13 protein-coding genes are annotated in these 16,433 nt (G+C 41.0%); all 13 read left to right on the plus strand.

What is annotated here, in order from left to right; genetic code table 11:
• The first annotated feature begins 160 nt into the window (after positions 1 to 160).
• The 13 genes from QNH17_RS09685 (at position 161) to QNH17_RS09745 (ending at position 16,414) form a co-directional block, all read left to right on the plus strand.
• Entirely contained in the window at positions 161 to 1,321 is a 1,161-nt protein-coding gene (locus tag QNH17_RS09685; protein ID WP_283879470.1) for a M20 family metallopeptidase, read from the plus strand.
• Between the two features lie 147 nt (positions 1,322 to 1,468).
• Positions 1,469 to 2,941, plus strand: a complete 1,473-nt coding sequence (locus QNH17_RS09690; RefSeq protein WP_283878472.1) for an aldehyde dehydrogenase family protein — start codon at positions 1,469 to 1,471, stop codon at positions 2,939 to 2,941.
• Between the two features lie 102 nt (positions 2,942 to 3,043).
• A complete protein-coding gene (locus tag QNH17_RS09695) occupies positions 3,044 to 4,219 on the plus strand; it encodes a Glu/Leu/Phe/Val family dehydrogenase (RefSeq protein WP_283878473.1) in 1,176 nt (391 codons plus the stop codon).
• 42 nt (positions 4,220 to 4,261) lie between these two features.
• Positions 4,262 to 5,680, plus strand: coding sequence for an amino acid permease (locus QNH17_RS09700; protein ID WP_283878474.1), 1,419 nt, complete (start codon positions 4,262 to 4,264; stop codon positions 5,678 to 5,680).
• Positions 5,681 to 5,777: 97 nt separating this feature from the next.
• Positions 5,778 to 5,969 carry a DUF3311 domain-containing protein gene (locus tag QNH17_RS09705; RefSeq protein WP_063254992.1) on the plus strand — a complete coding sequence of 64 codons (192 nt, stop codon included), beginning with the start codon at positions 5,778 to 5,780 and terminating at the stop codon, positions 5,967 to 5,969.
• A complete protein-coding gene (locus tag QNH17_RS09710) occupies positions 5,966 to 7,447 on the plus strand; it encodes a sodium:solute symporter family protein (protein WP_283878475.1) in 1,482 nt (493 codons plus the stop codon). Before QNH17_RS09705 ends, QNH17_RS09710 begins: the two co-directional genes overlap by 4 nt.
• 46 nt (positions 7,448 to 7,493) lie before the next feature.
• Entirely contained in the window at positions 7,494 to 8,936 is a 1,443-nt protein-coding gene (locus QNH17_RS09715) for an aldehyde dehydrogenase family protein (protein WP_283878476.1), read from the plus strand.
• Positions 8,937 to 8,986: 50 nt separating this feature from the next.
• A complete protein-coding gene (gene lhgO / locus QNH17_RS09720) occupies positions 8,987 to 10,201 on the plus strand; it encodes an L-2-hydroxyglutarate oxidase (RefSeq protein WP_283879471.1) in 1,215 nt (404 codons plus the stop codon).
• A gap of 27 nt (positions 10,202 to 10,228) precedes the next feature.
• Positions 10,229 to 10,567 carry a DUF3870 domain-containing protein gene (locus tag QNH17_RS09725; protein ID WP_283878477.1) on the plus strand — a complete coding sequence of 113 codons (339 nt, stop codon included), beginning with the start codon at positions 10,229 to 10,231 and terminating at the stop codon, positions 10,565 to 10,567.
• A 324-nt stretch (positions 10,568 to 10,891) separates the two neighbouring features.
• On the plus strand, positions 10,892 to 11,830 hold the full coding sequence (glaH, locus tag QNH17_RS09730) for a glutarate dioxygenase GlaH (protein WP_283878478.1): 939 nt from the start codon (positions 10,892 to 10,894) through the stop codon (positions 11,828 to 11,830).
• Positions 11,831 to 11,902: 72 nt separating this feature from the next.
• On the plus strand, positions 11,903 to 13,921 hold the full coding sequence (locus QNH17_RS09735) for an oxidoreductase (RefSeq protein WP_283878479.1): 2,019 nt from the start codon (positions 11,903 to 11,905) through the stop codon (positions 13,919 to 13,921).
• A gap of 70 nt (positions 13,922 to 13,991) precedes the next feature.
• On the plus strand, positions 13,992 to 15,206 hold the full coding sequence (locus QNH17_RS09740) for a CaiB/BaiF CoA transferase family protein (protein WP_283878480.1): 1,215 nt from the start codon (positions 13,992 to 13,994) through the stop codon (positions 15,204 to 15,206).
• Positions 15,203 to 16,414 carry an acyl-CoA dehydrogenase family protein gene (locus QNH17_RS09745; protein WP_283878481.1) on the plus strand — a complete coding sequence of 404 codons (1,212 nt, stop codon included), beginning with the start codon at positions 15,203 to 15,205 and terminating at the stop codon, positions 16,412 to 16,414. The genes QNH17_RS09740 and QNH17_RS09745 overlap by 4 nt, the downstream gene beginning before the upstream one ends.
• The last annotated feature ends 19 nt before the right edge of the window (positions 16,415 to 16,433 follow it).

Raw genomic sequence — 16,433 nt, forward strand, 5'->3', positions numbered from 1 at the left:
GCTCTTAGAGAGCCTATGTGTCTATTAAAAGTGAGATAGAATTGGTGGCCATATGAAGTAATATGGCCAGTAATTCACTATATTGGAATTATTATTCCGATGCAATGAATGGTTATATTCAGAAAACATAATCTGAAAAATAAGGACGGTCATGTTAAAGGTGAAAGATATACTTAAACTTGAATTAGATAAAATAAAGTCAAAGTTATGGGAAATCAGCGGTCAGATGTACAGAAATCCTGAACTTGGTGACAAGGAATTTGAATCAATGCAACTATTGACAAACTTTTTGTCTGCACACGATTTTCGGATTGAATCAGGATTGGTTGACCGACCAACTTCTTTTAAAGCTGAATTTAAAGGTGAAAAAGCGGGTCCTACAATCGCCTTTTTAGCAGAATATGATGCTTTGCCTGAAATTGGCCATGGGTGCGGACATAATTTGATTGGCACGATGAGTATGGGCGCTGGTATTATTCTTAGCAAGCTGATAAGTGAAATAGGGGGAAGCGTTGTCGTATTAGGTACCCCGGCAGAGGAAACGAATGGTGCTAAAGTGCCGATGAGTCAAGAAGGAGTATTCGAAAGTGTAGATGTTGCGATGATTCTCCATCCTAATAATGTATCCGTTGCAAGTGGAACAACTTTGGCGGTAGATGCACTTCAATTCAAATATAAAGGAAAAGCATCGCATGCAGCGGCGGCTCCTGAACATGGAATTAATGCACTAGATAGTGTTATCCAACTTTTTAATGGTATAAATGCACTTCGTGAGCATTTGCCGACAGATGTTCGTGTGCACGGGATTATTTCTGAAGGTGGTCAAGCCCCGAATATTGTTCCAAATTTAGCAGTCGCTCAATTTTATATTAGAGCAAAACAACGTTCTACTTTAGATGAAGTTGTAAAAAAAGTAAAAAATATCGCAAATGGTGCTGCCCTAATGACGGGTTCACAGCTTGAAATATTAAATTATCAAATAAGCTATGACAATATGGTTACAAATCAATATCTATCCCACGCTTTCACTAAGAATTTAAAAGAAATCACCGATCAACCGGTTCTAGCTTCTGAACATAGTAATGGATCTATGGATATGGGGAATGTAAGTCGTGTCGTACCTGCAATTCATCCATTTATTGGATTGAATGATTCAGAGTTAGTATTGCATACCCAGGAATTTGCTGATAGTACAGTATCAGAAAAAGGACGTCAAGCACTTGTTAATGGTGCATTAGCATTAGCTTGTACGGGATACGATGTTTTAACAGATAAAAACTTATTGGAAAATATTAAGACAGAATTTAAAAAGAATAAATAGTTTGTTCGCTTTTGATCGTGATCAGAATAGCTAAATTCAGCAGAGTCCTAAAGCCTATCAAAGATTGTGTATTGTTTATTATTTTGATAGAACGCTTACATTTGATGATAATAAGTCAACCAAGGCAAGTGGGGAGGAAACAAAGTTATGACAATAGAATTGAAACAATATATAAATGGGCAATGGGTAGAATCAAGTGACCCGAAAAAACTTAATATCATTAATCCTGCTACACAGGAAGTCATTGCCAGAGCCCCGAAAGCAACAAAAGAAGAAACGGAAGAAACAATCAAAATAGCTAAGAGAACATTTGAAAGTGGTGTCTGGTCTGACCGTTCTCCGCAAGAAAGAGCGGCGGTTTTACTACAAATTGCTGATAAATTGCAGGAAAACATTGATGAGTTAACAGAGTTGGAAGTACAAAATAACGGAAAAACGAGAAGAGAAGCACGGTCGGATGCTGAAGAGGCCGCTCATACATTTCGTTATTATGCAGGTCTGCTTACTATGCCTAATGGCCAAGCGTATGAAGCCTCTGGGGATATGCAGACATTGATTGTAAAGGAACCGATGGGTGTTGCCGGATTGATTGTTCCTTGGAATTTTCCCTTATTGATGAGTGTATGGAAGATTGCACCGGCGCTTGCGGCCGGTAATAGCATTCTTCTAAAGCCGGCAGAAATTACTCCGATGACAGCAGTAAAATTGTTTGAACTGATTGATCAGTCCGATTTACCAAAGGGAGTAGCTAACCTCATTATGGGAATTGGATCGGTCGTAGGGCAGACGATTGCTGAGAGCGATGATGTGGACGTTGTTTCTTTTACTGGAAGTACAGAGGTCGGCCGTCGGATCATGCAGGCGGCAGCAGGTAATTTGAAAAAAGTGTCCCTTGAGTTAGGAGGGAAATCTCCGAACATTATCTTTGATGATGCGGATTTAGAAACAGCCGTTGATTATGCCCTATTTGGCATTTTTATGGGCTCTGGGCAAGTTTGTTCTTCGGGGAGCCGTCTTCTTGTCCAAGAGGGAATCTACGACACATTTGTGGAGAAATATGTAGAAAAGGCAAAAGGGATTAGGGTTGGTCCCGGAAATGATGGACATTACCAAATGGGTGCCATTGTCGGCAAAAAGCATTTTGAAAGTATACTAGACTACATTCGAATTGGGAAAGAAGAAGGAGCGAAACTTGCTCTAGGTGGTAATCGAATAGAGAAAGATGGGCTGGAAAAGGGATTTTTCATTGAGCCTACCGTCTTTACTCATGTAACAAGCGATATGCGGATTGTCAGAGAAGAAATCTTTGGTCCCGTTGTTGCTATTCAGAAATTCAAAGATGAAGAAGAAGCAGTCAAGATTGCCAACGACTCAGACTTTGGACTTGCAGGGGCGGTTTTCTCTACAGATCAAAACAAGGCAATAAGAGTCATCAAAAAAGTCCGCGCCGGTATTACATGGGTGAACGCTTACCACCTCACGAATATTCAAGCGCCGTGGGGGGGCTATAAACAAAGCGGCATCGGCAGAAGCCTTAGTACTTATGGACTGGATGAATACCAGGAAACGAAACAGATTAACGTTAATTTGAATCCAAAGCCTATTCGGTGGTTTGAATAGCAGCTTAATTTTTTAAGGTATTAACAACATATTCACAGTGTTAATAGTGTTTTTTTAAAATAGCAGCTGCATGAGAAAATAAAATTCTTAGGAGGTATTGAAATGACTAAACCATATTTAGTTGTAGAGTGGAATGATACGGAAACGGATGCACAGGGGTGGCTTGTTGTTCATAATTTCGTGAAGGGATATACAGGCGGCGGTACGAGAATGCATCCATCAGTAACAAAAGAAGAGGTTGAAAGATTGGCCCATGCAATGGCTTATAAGTATGTAGCGAGTGATAGCGGAACGACCGGAGGATGTAAAGCTGGTATTAAGTATGATTACAAAGCTCCGGATGCTAATAAAGTCTTAAGAAGATTTTTAATTGCCATGATGCCTTATATTGATAGCGGCGTATCTTTAGGAAGTGACCTCGGTACGAAGTATGAAGATGTCCTTCAAATCTTTAATGAATTCGGCATTGATATCCCTCTAACAAAGACAATGAAACAAGATCCTGCAATTCTTCAAGGGATAAAGGATTTTGATGGACTGATGAAAACAAGAATTGATGGATTGCTTTTAAATGATGCTGTGACAGGATATGGTGTCGCCTTTTCGGCAGATGAAGCTTGGAAGTTTAAAAATGGCAGGGACGGAGCGGAGGTTGTCATTCAAGGCTTCGGGTGTGTAGGAGCAAGCTGCGCATTAAAACTGTCTCAATTAGGTTATAAAATCGTCGGAATTTCAGATGCGAACTTGTTAGTCAAATGTGAAGAAGGATTGGATATTCAAACCCTTATTGACCATAAGAATGTATTTGGAGAAATGGATACCAATTATTTTGAACCGAACTATACGGTAAGGCCAAACTCCGACTGGCTTGATGTAGATTGTGATATTCTCATCCCGTCTGCATTAGAGGATGTTATTAACCAGTCTAATGCTGAGATGGTAAAGGCCAGCTTGATTGTTGAAGCGGCTAATATCCCAGTATCTTCCGAAGGAGATGAAATCATTAAACAAAGAGGAATTGACATCGTCAATGATTTTGTTGCCAACCTAGGGGCCATAAGATTTTATGACGCTGTGATTTTTGGACTGGTCAAACCAGACCCTCAGGCTGTAATGGATGATATTGAAAAGCTATGCCGAAAAAATACCAATCAACTATTTTCAGAAGCGAAAAAACAAAACAGATATCAGCGAGATGTTGCGTATGAAATTTTTAAACCAGAAGTCAGTGATTTATTAGAGTTTGCTGAACCATCTGAAAAAGCAGCAGTCAGATAATCTGTTAATTCATATGGATAGAGAAAATAAAGGAGGAATTGGATGAAACCAGATCAGGGAAGTCAACCGAAAGAATTAAAACGTTCGATGAAAAGCAGGCATTTATTTATGCTTTCTATAGGTGGAGTCATTGGTACGGGTCTTTTCCTAGGATCGGGGTATGCGATTGGCGAGGCCGGACCTTTCGGAGCTATTACTGCCTATTTATTCGGAGGCTTGCTTATGTACTTGGTCATGGTTTGTCTTGGGGAGCTATCCGTCGTAATGCCGGTTTCCGGTTCATTTCAGGCCCATGCAGAGCGGTTTATCGGCCCTGCCTCTGGGTTTATGATTGGCTGGACTTACTGGCTAAGCTGGGCAATTTATGTAGGACTAGAGTTTATTGCAGCCGGTTTGTTGATGGCCAGGTGGTTTCCAGATGTACCGGTATGGGTATGGTGTACCGTTTTCTCCTTACTTTTATTCGGTATAAATGCCTTGACTACAAGAAGCTTTGCTGAGATGGAGTACTGGTTCTCAGCCATTAAAGTATTAGCTGTTCTCTTTTTTATTGTCGTTGGTGGGGCAGCGATTTTCGGTTTGGTTCCTATAAAGGGACAATCGGCCCCCCACCTTTCAAACTTTTTCGGTGACGGATTATTTCCAACAGGTTTCATCGGCGTCTTTATATCAGTGATGACAGTCGTTTATTCCTTTATGGGTTCAGAAATTATGGGAGTTGCAGCGGGTGAGACAGAGGATCCTGAAAAGAGTATCCCAAAAGCTATCCGGAGTATCATCGTCCGTATTTTACTTTTCTATGTACTGGCAACTTTTGTCTTATCAGCCATTGTTCCGTGGAAGAAGGCGGGTGTGCTCGAAAGCCCATTTGTAACTGTATTCGATATGACAGGAATTCCTTATGCGGCTGATATTATGAACTTTGTTATATTAACAGCGATACTTTCAGTGGGAAATACAGGTTTGTTTGCTTGTACGAGAATCCTTTTTTCACTTTCCCAAAGCGGTCAGGCTCCGCTAGCCTTCGGTAAGGTAAACAAACGCGGTGTTCCTATGAACGCCTTACTTGTGACACTTGCCTTTGCTTTACTTTCCTTGCTTACCAGTGTTATAGCAGAAGAAACATTATTTGTTGTCCTGCTTGCGATCAGTGGTGTTGGAGGGGTAGTTACGTGGATGGCAATTGCGTTTGCACAGTATAAATTCCGTAAACAGTATATGGCGGATGGGGGAAAGCTTGCGGATTTGAAATTTAAAGTTCCTTTCTTCCCGCTAGTTCCAATTGTCTGCCTTATCATGTGCGTAGGAATCGTCGTGTTTACTGCTTTCGATCCGGCACAGCGGACATCACTGTATATAGGATTCGGCTTTGTTGTCGCTTGTTATGTTTTTTACTACTTTAAATTTACAAGAAAGAGAATGGATACAACCGTCCTAACAAATGGGGAGCAGATTAACTAGAGGAAAATGGTTAAATGGAGTTTTAATTATCAGAAGGTTCAAATAGTGGATATCCAACTGTATTACATTTATGTATTCTAAACTGGGATGGTGAAATATGAAGAAGGTTTTTCTATTAACTTTAATACCAGCCTTGGGTTCACTTTTTGTCATTAATCGAGTGGAACCCTATGTACTTGGATTGCCATTTGTCCTTTTTTGGGCTATATGCTGGGTTGGCCTGACATCTTTGTTCCTGATCATTGCTAATAAGCTGGATCCTGCGAATAAGGAGGAAGAAGAATTATGAACGCAGCCCTTCTAGTCATCCTTTTTTTTCTAGGATTGTGTATTTGGTTAGGGCTTCAAGCCCGAAAAGGCAAAGAAATGAATATGGAGCAGTGGTCTGTCGGGGGACGGGGTTTTGGAAGTCTTTTGATGTTCTTTTTATTAGCAGGTGAGATGTTTACTACCTATACATTCCTGGGGGCAAGTGGTGGTACTTATCGATCCGGCATGCCTCCCGCCCTATACGCATTCAATTGCTTTTACTTTGTAATCGGCTACTGGCTGCTGCCGCCTGTTTGGAAGTATGCTAAGGAAAATAAAGTCCTATCCCAATCAGATTTTTACGAGAAAAAGTATAATAGCCCGGCTCTCGGCGTTCTAGTAGCAATAATAAGTGTTATTGCCATTATCCCGTATTTGGTGATGCAGTTAAAAGGGTTAGGAATTATTGTATCCCAAGCATCCTATGGTTCGATTTCTCCCAACATGGCGATAGTGGTAGGGGTGATTGCCATCACAATTTATGTAACGGTATCAGGGATGCATGGGGCCGCATGGACAGCGATTATTAAAGATATTCTAATCCTGGCTGTCGTCGTCTTTATGGGATTTTATTTTCCTTTTCATTATTACGGCGGAATACAGCCGATGTTTGAAGCAATCAATACGGCAAAAAGTGGATTTTTACTTTTCCCTGAACAAGGGTTGAGTATATCATGGTTTGTTTCTGCAACGATCATGACGGCACTAGGCTTTTACATGTTTCCACATATGCTAGCGGGGGTGTTCTCGGCTAAAAGTGCTAAATCACTGCGTGTGAATGCGGGGGTAATGCCCATTTATCAGATTATTATCGTTTTTTCCTTGCTTATCGGTTTTTCCGCTATTATTCAAGTTCCAGATTTAAATGGTACAGATGCAGATTTAGCCTTGTTTAAAATGGCGAAAATGTCTTTTGATCCTTGGTTTGTTGGTGTGATTGGGGCAGCTGGAGCAATGGCCGCTCTTATCCCAAGTTCATTAATATTGACGGCAACTGCAACGCTTCTTTCTAAAAATATCTATAAAGTATGGAAACCAAACACAACGGATCAACAGTTGGTAAAGTTGAGCAAGATGTTGGTGCCTGTCATTGCTTTGGTGGGACTTTACTTTTCATTCAATGGCGGAAACTCCGTTCTTACGCTATATATCATGTCTTATAGTTTTATGGTTCAGTTGTTTCCTGCTTTGTTTTTTAGCCTTTGGAAAAGCAACCCAGTTACCGTTCAAGGGGCCTTCGCTGGAATGATTGTTAGTAGTATAATCGTCATTTATTCAACCATTACAGAAATGTCACTTGCAACGTTATTCCCGTCATTACCAAATGTCATTAAGGATTTAGATCTAGGATTAGCCGTATTAATGATCAATATTGCTGTAACGTTGGGAGTAAGTGTTGTAACGAAGAAATCGGCTGCTAGTGTGGATGATGACACTAATATTAGTAATCTAGCATGAAATAAAAGTAAAAAAGATTGATAGAAGAGTTTAGGAGGATCTATTGATGCGCCATTTGAATTACATTAACGGTAAATGGAAAGAACCAACTACAAATGAATATAAAGAGAATCTAAGTCCACATAATGGAGAAGGCTTGGGGGAATTCCCATCCAGTGCAGCAGCTGATGTTTACGACGCAGTAGCTGCTGCAAAAAGTGCATTTCCTGCCTGGAAAAAACTCTCTATTCAACAAAGGGCCGTTTATTTACAAAAGGCTGCGGCAATTTTGAAAGAAAACATAGAGGAAATAGGACGGGATCTGATTAAGGAAGAAGGAAAAGCGTTTTTGGAAGGGATGGGGGAGGCGAATCGCTCAGTTAGCATTCTCGAATATTATGCAGCTGAAGCACGGCAGCCGCTTGGAGATGTCATTCCGTCTGCGAGTGAGAAAACATTTTTGTATACGACCCGTACCCCACTAGGTCCTATTGGGTTAATTACACCATGGAATTTTCCCATTGCCATTCCAGTATGGAAGATGGCACCAGCACTTATATACGGAAATACAGTGGTGATTAAGCCTGCTGATTTAACACCGAAATCTGTCTATCACGTTATGAAAGCTTTTGATGAAGCTGGTCTGCCAGCAGGTGTCCTTAATTGTGTATTTGGCCGAGGATCTGTTATTGGGAATGAATTGGTGAACCATCCAGATATAAAAGCCATTTCTTTCACCGGTTCGAACCAAGTTGGACGGCAGATTCAAAAACAGGCTGTAGAACACGGAAAAAAGGTACAGATGGAAATGGGAGGAAAGAATCCGCTAGTTGTACTAAATGATGCAGATCTTGAAAGAGCGGTTGAAATAGCTGTAGGTGGAGCATTTAAATCTATCGGTCAAAAATGTACAGCAACGAGTCGTGTGATTGTCGAAGAAGGGATTTACGAGTCATTCCGTGATCAGCTTGTAAAGCGTACGAAGGAATTAACAATTGGTAACCCGCTTCACGAGGGAACCGTTATCGGTCCGGCCGTATCAAAAGCACAGCTTGATGGGGTGCTCGAAATGATCGAAACGGGGAAATCAGAAGCAACACTGCTTTGCGGTGGAGAGATCCCGGAAGATGAAGAATTAAAAAATGGTTTTTATGTAAAACCAACAATCTTTGAAAACGTGCCTAAAGATGCTCGGATTGCCCGTGAGGAAATTTTCGGTCCAGTTCTTGCCTTGTTTAAAGCCAAAGATTACGAGGAAGCAGTGGAAATGGCAAATGATACTGAATTTGGTCTTAGCGCAGCCATTTGCACAAACAACTTAACATTGGCCCGCCGTTTCATTGAAGATGCGGAAGTAGGACTTGTACATGTGAACTCGGAAACTTCGGGAGCAGAACCACAAATGCCTTTTGGCGGATGTAAAAATTCTAGTTCAGGCAGTCGTGAACAAGGAAAAGCTGCTATTGAGTTTTATACAGAAGTGAAGACTGTTTATATGGATCCAATGTAATTCTTACTACTCAACAAGGAAAATCAAAATGGAGAGGGGTCCTAATGAAAATGTATGATTTTGCAATAGTTGGCGGAGGAATTGTTGGTTTATCAACAGGGATGGCCATTTATGAGCGTTTTCCTAATGCGAAGGTAGTCGTCATTGAGAAGGAATCCGTTGTTGCGGAACATCAAACAGGGCATAACAGCGGTGTGATTCATTCGGGCATTTATTATAAGCCCGGTAGTTTCAAAGCTCGTTTTGCCCGCCAAGGAAGTAAATCGATGACGGCATTCTGCCAAACACATGGAATAGACCATGATATTTGCGGAAAAGTAATTGTTGCAACCAAACAAGAGGAAATACCGATTCTTGAGAATTTATATCAACGCGGGCTGGAAAATGAATTAGCTATTCATAGAATCGGGACAGATGAATTAAAGGAAATTGAACCACATGTTAATGGTTTAGGCGCAATCCGTGTTCCGATGGCCGGCATCGTAAATTACAGACAAGTTAGTGAAAAGTTCGCCGAAATTATCCGAGGGAGTGGCGGAGAGATTCGTCTAAATACCAAAGTGGAGAAAATGTTAGAAGAATCGGATCAAGTAATCATTGAAACGAATCGCGGAACATTAAAAGCTGGAATAGTCATTAACTGTGCTGGGCTTCACAGTGATCGTGTAGCACTAGCAACAGGATATAAAACAGATATGAAGATTTTGCCTTTTAGAGGCGAGTATTACAAATTAAAACCTGAAAAGCGCTATCTAGTAAAAAATTTAATTTACCCTGTTCCAAATCCAAAGTTCCCATTTCTGGGGGTCCATTTCACCCGAATGATCAGCGGTGAAGTCGATGCGGGACCAAATGCAGTGCTTAGCTTTAAACGGGAAGGATACAGAAAGACAGATTTTAATGCAAAGGATATAATAGAATCATTAAGCTTTCCTGGATTATGGAAAATGGCAGGGAAATTTGCGAAGGAGGGGTTTGATGAATATATTCGCTCCTTCAGTAAGAAACAATTTACAAAGAGCCTTCAGGAACTGATTCCGGAAATCCAAGAAGAGGATTTAATCCCCGCACCTGCTGGAGTACGCGCTCAAGCATTAAGGAGCGATGGAAATATGGTAGATGACTTCCATATTATTCAAGGAAAACGAACGATCCATGTATGTAATGCGCCATCTCCTGCTGCAACGGCTTCCATCGAAATTGGAAAAGAAGTGGTGAATAGAATACCAGAACAAACAAACTTAAAGGAAGCTAACATTGTTTAAATAATTCTTTCGAGAGGTAGGTCCATTATGCTAAATGGAAAAACAATTTTTATTGCAGGCCACGCTCGTCTGCCGCAAGGAATGGCAGCAAAAAGTGTCTTCGATACGTTAACGATTACAGCTGAAGTAGATATTAAATATGGTGTGATTTTAGAGGCGTCTTGTACTCTAGCAACCGAACAGGGGCGCGACTTTATCGGCCGTATATTAAGGGGCATTAGTTTAAAAGATGGAGTAGAAGATGCAATCGAAGAAATTGAAACCTACTACCGAGGCAAGGCGACAAATGCTATTGTTGCGGCATTAAAGGATCTGGGCCTTCATTTCCATCAAATAAAAACTGAAGAAAAGCAGAAGGTACTATAATCATTTCCAAATTATTCAAAAAAACAATTGACAATCTAGCAAATACAAAGTATACTAAGAGTATTCAAAATATTTCTAATACTTCCACTCTCTGAATAACACCCTTTCAGATCCGTGGATAGATTATAAATACTTGGAAACAGGAAATATAAATAACAATTAACTGCTAATTCATTGTGACTCTATTAGCCATAGAGCTGTGAAGTGAATATAAGCCAGTTGTACATTGGGTCCCGCTATTATAGGGTACTTTGTGCAGCTGGCTTTTTATATTCCCTGACTTCCATATTTTAACTATCTCACACAAAACTGGAGGAATAAAAAATGGTAATCGCAGAAAAACAAAGAGGGAAATTCGAAACAAAAACAAACATGTATGAAGTAAAAGTTCATCAGCAAACAGACCGTCTATACCACATTCAACTTTCGAAAGAGGCAATTCAAGGGTTTTTAAATGCCGTCAAATCAGAAAACTATTCTGTCCAGCATTTAGAATATACACCATATGCTCGTCTTATTGTCGCTTCCATGCTATTAGACCAGGTTGGTGAAGAATTCGGCGAGTTGCTTCCAAACATCGTTCATGACCGTGAATCAGGCGGATTTACGATTGGATTGGATGGTGTTACAAATAATACAGATGAATACGTTATTTTCTCCACTGCTATTTCTTATTTGTTAGGTTCATCAAATTTTGATTCGATGTCAGGTAAATATTACGCACGCTTTTCTGTCAAACATACCGATAACAGTGACTCTTATCTCCGTCAAGCCTATCGCTTATTTACACTTCATACTGATGGGACATTTGTAGATGAGCCGACAGATTGGCTGTTAATGATGAAAATAGTTGAAGAAAATGCACGCGGTGGTGAATCTCGATTATTACACCTTGATGATTGGAAAGACCTTGATAAGTTTTCAAATCATCCATTGGCAAGCCATAAGTTTACTTACAAAGCACCATCTAGTAAAAATGTAGACCAGGAAATCCAGCGCTTAACCTTCTTCAATTACAATAATAAGCCTGGTGCATGTTTCATCGACCAATTTGTTTGTCCTGAAACCATTGAAGAAGCTAAATATCTTCGTGACCTTTCACATTCAATGGAAACCGATGAAAGCGTTACAGAACTCGAACTTCCAGTCGGAGATTTAGTCGTTGTTAACAATATATTCTGGTTACATGGGCGTGCAGCCTTTGAGGTAAATCCCAACTTAAACCGCGAATTACTACGTCAGCGAGGACGTTTTCATCAGTAAAAAGTTCCAAGTGACAAGCACCATCGGAATTATGTCAAAAGGCCAATTATCTTTTTCTGGGAGTGATTATGAATGACACAGTTTAAACATTTATTTAGTCCAGTTGAAATTGGCCATACAGAATTGAAAAATAGGATTCTAAGTACGGCACATCAAACAAATCATGTTATGAATGGAATCCCTACATTGGATATGACTGCCTATCATGTAGAACGTGCCAAGGGCGGCGCTGGATTACTTATACTAGAAGCCGCCGCTGCACATCCATCGGGGATGCTGACAACCAAAACAATTGCTGGATATGATAAAAAGATTGTCCCCGCTTACCTGGAGCTTTCCAATGAAGTGAATAAATATGGAACGAAAGTATTTTCACAATTATTCCATGGTGGCAGGGAAGTAGTTTCAAGTGAGTACCGGAATGCGGCCTGGGCACCGTCAGCGATTCCGAGCCTAAGATTCAGTACGATGCCCAAACCGATGAGTATTGAGGAAATTAAAGATGTAATTGAAGGATTTGCGTTGTCTGCTAAATTGGCGAAGGAAGGCGGACTGGATGGTGTAGAAATCTGTTGCTCACACGGATACCTGCCTGCACAGTTTTGGTCGGCGCAGACTAATCATCGAACCGATGAATATGGGGGATCGTTTGAAAACAGAATGCGGTTTATTATTGAAGTGATGGAGCGGGTCTGGCAGGAAGTTGGGGGGGACTTTACGGTTGGACTCCGTATGAGTGCAGATGAAATGACCATGGATGGAACAACCGTAAAAGATGCCGTACAAATTGTTGAATATTTGGTCGAAAGAGTAAGAGTGGATTTTATTGATATCACCTCTGGAGATTCCAGTACATTTAACGGATCCACACATATTGTGCCGCCATCTCCAATGAAGCATGGATATAACACACCCAATGCATTTAAAATTAGAATGGCTGGCGCTGTGCCGGTTTTCGTCGGCTCGCGTATTGTAGATCCGGCAGAAGGGGATAAGATTGTGGCAACAGGAAAAGCAGATGTTGTCGGCATGACCCGTGCCTTAATTGTAGATCCTTACATGCCTAACAAGGCAAAGTCAGGCAATCTTCAACAAATTGATGCCTGTTTAGGCTGTTTACAGGCTTGTATTGGGCATTATCACAATGGTTTAACCATCGGCTGTGTCCAAAACCCCTCAGCAGGCAAGGAAAATGAAGTGCAAGCTCTTAAGGATAGCCATAGAGACAAGAAGAAAGTTCTTGTGATCGGTGCTGGACCAGCAGGAATGCAAACGGCGGCTACATTAGATGAACTTGGCCATAGGGTTATTCTGGCCGATAAAGCGGACAAAATCGGCGGATTATTGAATACATTAAAAAAGATGCCAATGAGACATGAACTTGCGGAATCGATGCTTGATAATTATATGCGAAAAATATCTACTAGTAACGTGAAAGTTACACTTGGAGTGGCTGTACAACCAGAAGATATTAACAAAATTTCACCGGATGCCATTATCTGCGCCACAGGATCAAGACCGTATATTCCCGATATTCCAGGGATTCATGATCACCGTGTAATGACGGTGGAAGAGGTGTTTCATCATCCGAATAACCATATAGGGAAAAATGTTTTGGTATTTGATTTTGCAGGTGATTGGCCAGCCATAGAAGCGGCGATTGATTTGGCGGAAAAAGAGCATATCGTCTCGCTTATTACTGCAAGGCTGCATGTGGGTGAAGGTGTGCCTCAATACTTACGAAATGAATATTTAAAAAAGCTTTATCAACTAAACGTAAAAATAATGCCTCATTATGATTTAGGAGAAATTAAAGGGGATTCTGTTGTCATTAGAAATCTATTCTCATATGAAAAAGAGACAATGGAAAATTGGGATTCTATTATTCTTTCGCACGGTCGTGTACCAAATAGTGAACTATATGAACAAATGAAGAAATTAGCACCTGAAGTATGGCAAATCGGTGATTGCTTGGCGCCGAGAACAATAGAAGAGGCAACTTTTGAAGGTATGTCTATAAGTTTGCGATTAGGAGTCCAAGACAATGGAAATCTTCCCATTTCAACTATTAAAGGGCTTCTAACGAAATAATAGTGTAACCTTCAAAGTGTTTTTTCAAATAAGAGCTTGAATGTATGGAATGAGTAGGAGGTGGGAGTTTTTGAAAGGAGCTTTGGAAGGTATAAAAGTATTGGATTTATCGAGGGTACTGGCGGGTCCATACTGTACGATGATTCTTGGGGACCTTGGAGCAGATATCATGAAAGTGGAGGCCCCGGGAGGCAGTGATGAAACGCGGGGCTGGGGGCCGCCGTTCCAAAATGGTGTAAGTGCCTATTATTTATGTGCTAACCGCAATAAGCGTAGCATCACCGTAAATCTGAAAACTGAAGAGGGAAGGGAAATCATTCGCACTTTAGCCAAAGATGCGGACGTAGTGATTAATAACTTCAAAACCGGTTCGATGGAAAATTGGGCCTTGGACTATGACTCTTTGAAAGCGATCAACCCGAGGCTGGTATATTGCTCCATCACAGGCTTTGGCGAAACGGGACCATATTCTCATTTGCCGGGCTATGATTACATTATTCAGGGAATGAGTGGACTGATGAGCATTACCGGGAATGATGGAAGTGGGCCAATGAAAATTGGCGTAGCAATGGTTGATATTTTAACAGGTTTGTATTCTGCCATTTCGATTGAAGCAGCATTACTGGAAAGAGAGAAATCCGGACAAGGGCAAAAAATAGATATGTCGCTTATGGATACGGCCGTAAGCTCACTCGCCAATGTAGCAAGCAATTATCTTATATCTGGAGCAATCCCAAGAAGACTTGGTAACGACCATCCAAATATTGTTCCATACTCAACATTCAGGGCAATGGATGGAGAATTGATTATTGCAGTTGGTAACAACCGGCAGTTTGCTACCCTTTGTGAAGTAATGGGAATAAGTGAAATTGCAGCAGATGAACGGTTCCTTACGAATGAAGCAAGGGTTAATAATAAACGTGAACTCACGGGTATTTTAGAAACCCGGCTGAAAATCAAACCAGTCAATGAGTGGATGGAGCTGTTTTCACAGCATAATATTCCGTGCGGTCCTATTGCGATGATGGATCAGGTATTTAACCATCCACAAGTATTGGCCCGGGAGATGGTCGTTGAAGTGGATCACCCGGAAGCAGGTTCAGTCAAGCTAGTCGGCTCGCCCATTAAACTGTCAAGAACGAAGACAAAAATAGAACGTCATCCCCCGATTGCTGGGGAACATACCGTTGAAATCTTGCAGCAGGTGGGATATTCACATGTGGAAATTGAACAATTACAAAAGAATAATATTATTCAAATTTACCTGGAGGCCTATACGCTATGAATTTTGAATTTTCGGAAGAGCAGGTAATGTTAAGAAAAATGGTTAGAAGTTTCGTAGATAAAGAAATTATTCCAAATATGAAAGAATGGGACGAGCAAGGGAAATTCGATCCGATTATTTGGAAACGATTAAGTGAGCTGGATCTTATGGGTGTTTGTATTCCTGAAGAATATGGCGGCAGCGGCATGGATTACAATTCACTCGCCATTGTTTGTGAAGAAATGGAAAGAGGCGATACTACTTTCCGTACCGCTGTATCCGTTCACATCGGCTTAAACAGTTTAACACTACTGCAATGGGGTAATGAGGAACAAAAACAAAAATATCTCGTTCCGCAGGCAAAAGGTGAAAAAATCGGCGCTTTCGGGTTAACGGAACCGGGGGCTGGTTCAGACGTGGCAGCCCTTCAGACCACTGCAGTAAAAGACGGGGATGACTATATTTTAAATGGTTCGAAAACGTGGATTTCCCTTTGCGATGTAGCGGATCATTTCATTGTGTTCGCCTATACGGATAAATCGAAAAAACACCACGGTATTTCCGCATTTATTGTGGAGCGCACCATGCCTGGTTTCTCATCAAAAGCAATAAAAGGCAAAATGGGTATCCGTTCTGGAAATACAGGAGAGTTATTCTTTGATAATGTAAGGGTTCCAAAGGAAAACCTATTAGGTTTAGAGGGCGAAGGGTTTAAAATCGCTATGGCCGCACTTGATAACGGTCGCTTTACCGTTGCAGCAGGAGCTGTAGGCCTGATTATGGCGAGCTTGGAGGAAAGCGTAAAGTATTGTCATGAGCGTAAAACATTCGGCAAAGAAATCGGCCGGCACCAGCTTGTACAGCAAATGATTGCAAATATGGAAGCTGGATTGCAAATGAGCAGCTTACTCGTGTACCGTGCCGGTGAGCTTAAAAATAGGGGAGTACGTAACACAAGAGAAACATCACTCGCTAAATGGCAGGCTTGTGATTTTGCCAACAAAGCAGCTGATGACGCTGTTCAAATTCATGGGGCTTACGGGTTTTCAAGCGAATATCCTGTTGAACGATTCTTAAGAAACTCAAAAGCACCTGTTATTTACGAAGGAACAAGGGAAGTTCATACGATTATGCAGGCTGAATATGTTCTTGGTTATCGTGTAGATAAGTCGTTAAATAAAAAACTGCCGGCGTGGCCGTATGAAAAAGAAACGGTAAAGAGTAGGTAAAGGAATTCACAATGAAAGC

Origin of the sequence: Neobacillus sp. SuZ13, assembly GCF_030123365.1 — a bacterium.
Lineage (GTDB): Bacteria > Bacillota > Bacilli > Bacillales > Cytobacillaceae > Neobacillus.

Coding starts and splice junctions, on each gene's coding strand:
- QNH17_RS09700 (WP_283878474.1), top strand. CDS start 4,262: ATGAAACCAGATCAGGGAAGTCAACCGAAAGAATTAAAACGTTCGATG.
- QNH17_RS09745 (WP_283878481.1), top strand. CDS start 15,203: ATGAATTTTGAATTTTCGGAAGAGCAGGTAATGTTAAGAAAAATGGTT.
- QNH17_RS09725 (WP_283878477.1), top strand. CDS start 10,229: ATGCTAAATGGAAAAACAATTTTTATTGCAGGCCACGCTCGTCTGCCG.
- QNH17_RS09690 (WP_283878472.1), top strand. CDS start 1,469: ATGACAATAGAATTGAAACAATATATAAATGGGCAATGGGTAGAATCA.
- lhgO (WP_283879471.1), top strand. CDS start 8,987: ATGTATGATTTTGCAATAGTTGGCGGAGGAATTGTTGGTTTATCAACA.
- glaH (WP_283878478.1), top strand. CDS start 10,892: ATGGTAATCGCAGAAAAACAAAGAGGGAAATTCGAAACAAAAACAAAC.
- QNH17_RS09715 (WP_283878476.1), top strand. CDS start 7,494: ATGCGCCATTTGAATTACATTAACGGTAAATGGAAAGAACCAACTACA.
- QNH17_RS09710 (WP_283878475.1), top strand. CDS start 5,966: ATGAACGCAGCCCTTCTAGTCATCCTTTTTTTTCTAGGATTGTGTATT.
- QNH17_RS09735 (WP_283878479.1), top strand. CDS start 11,903: ATGACACAGTTTAAACATTTATTTAGTCCAGTTGAAATTGGCCATACA.
- QNH17_RS09705 (WP_063254992.1), top strand. CDS start 5,778: ATGAAGAAGGTTTTTCTATTAACTTTAATACCAGCCTTGGGTTCACTT.
- QNH17_RS09695 (WP_283878473.1), top strand. CDS start 3,044: ATGACTAAACCATATTTAGTTGTAGAGTGGAATGATACGGAAACGGAT.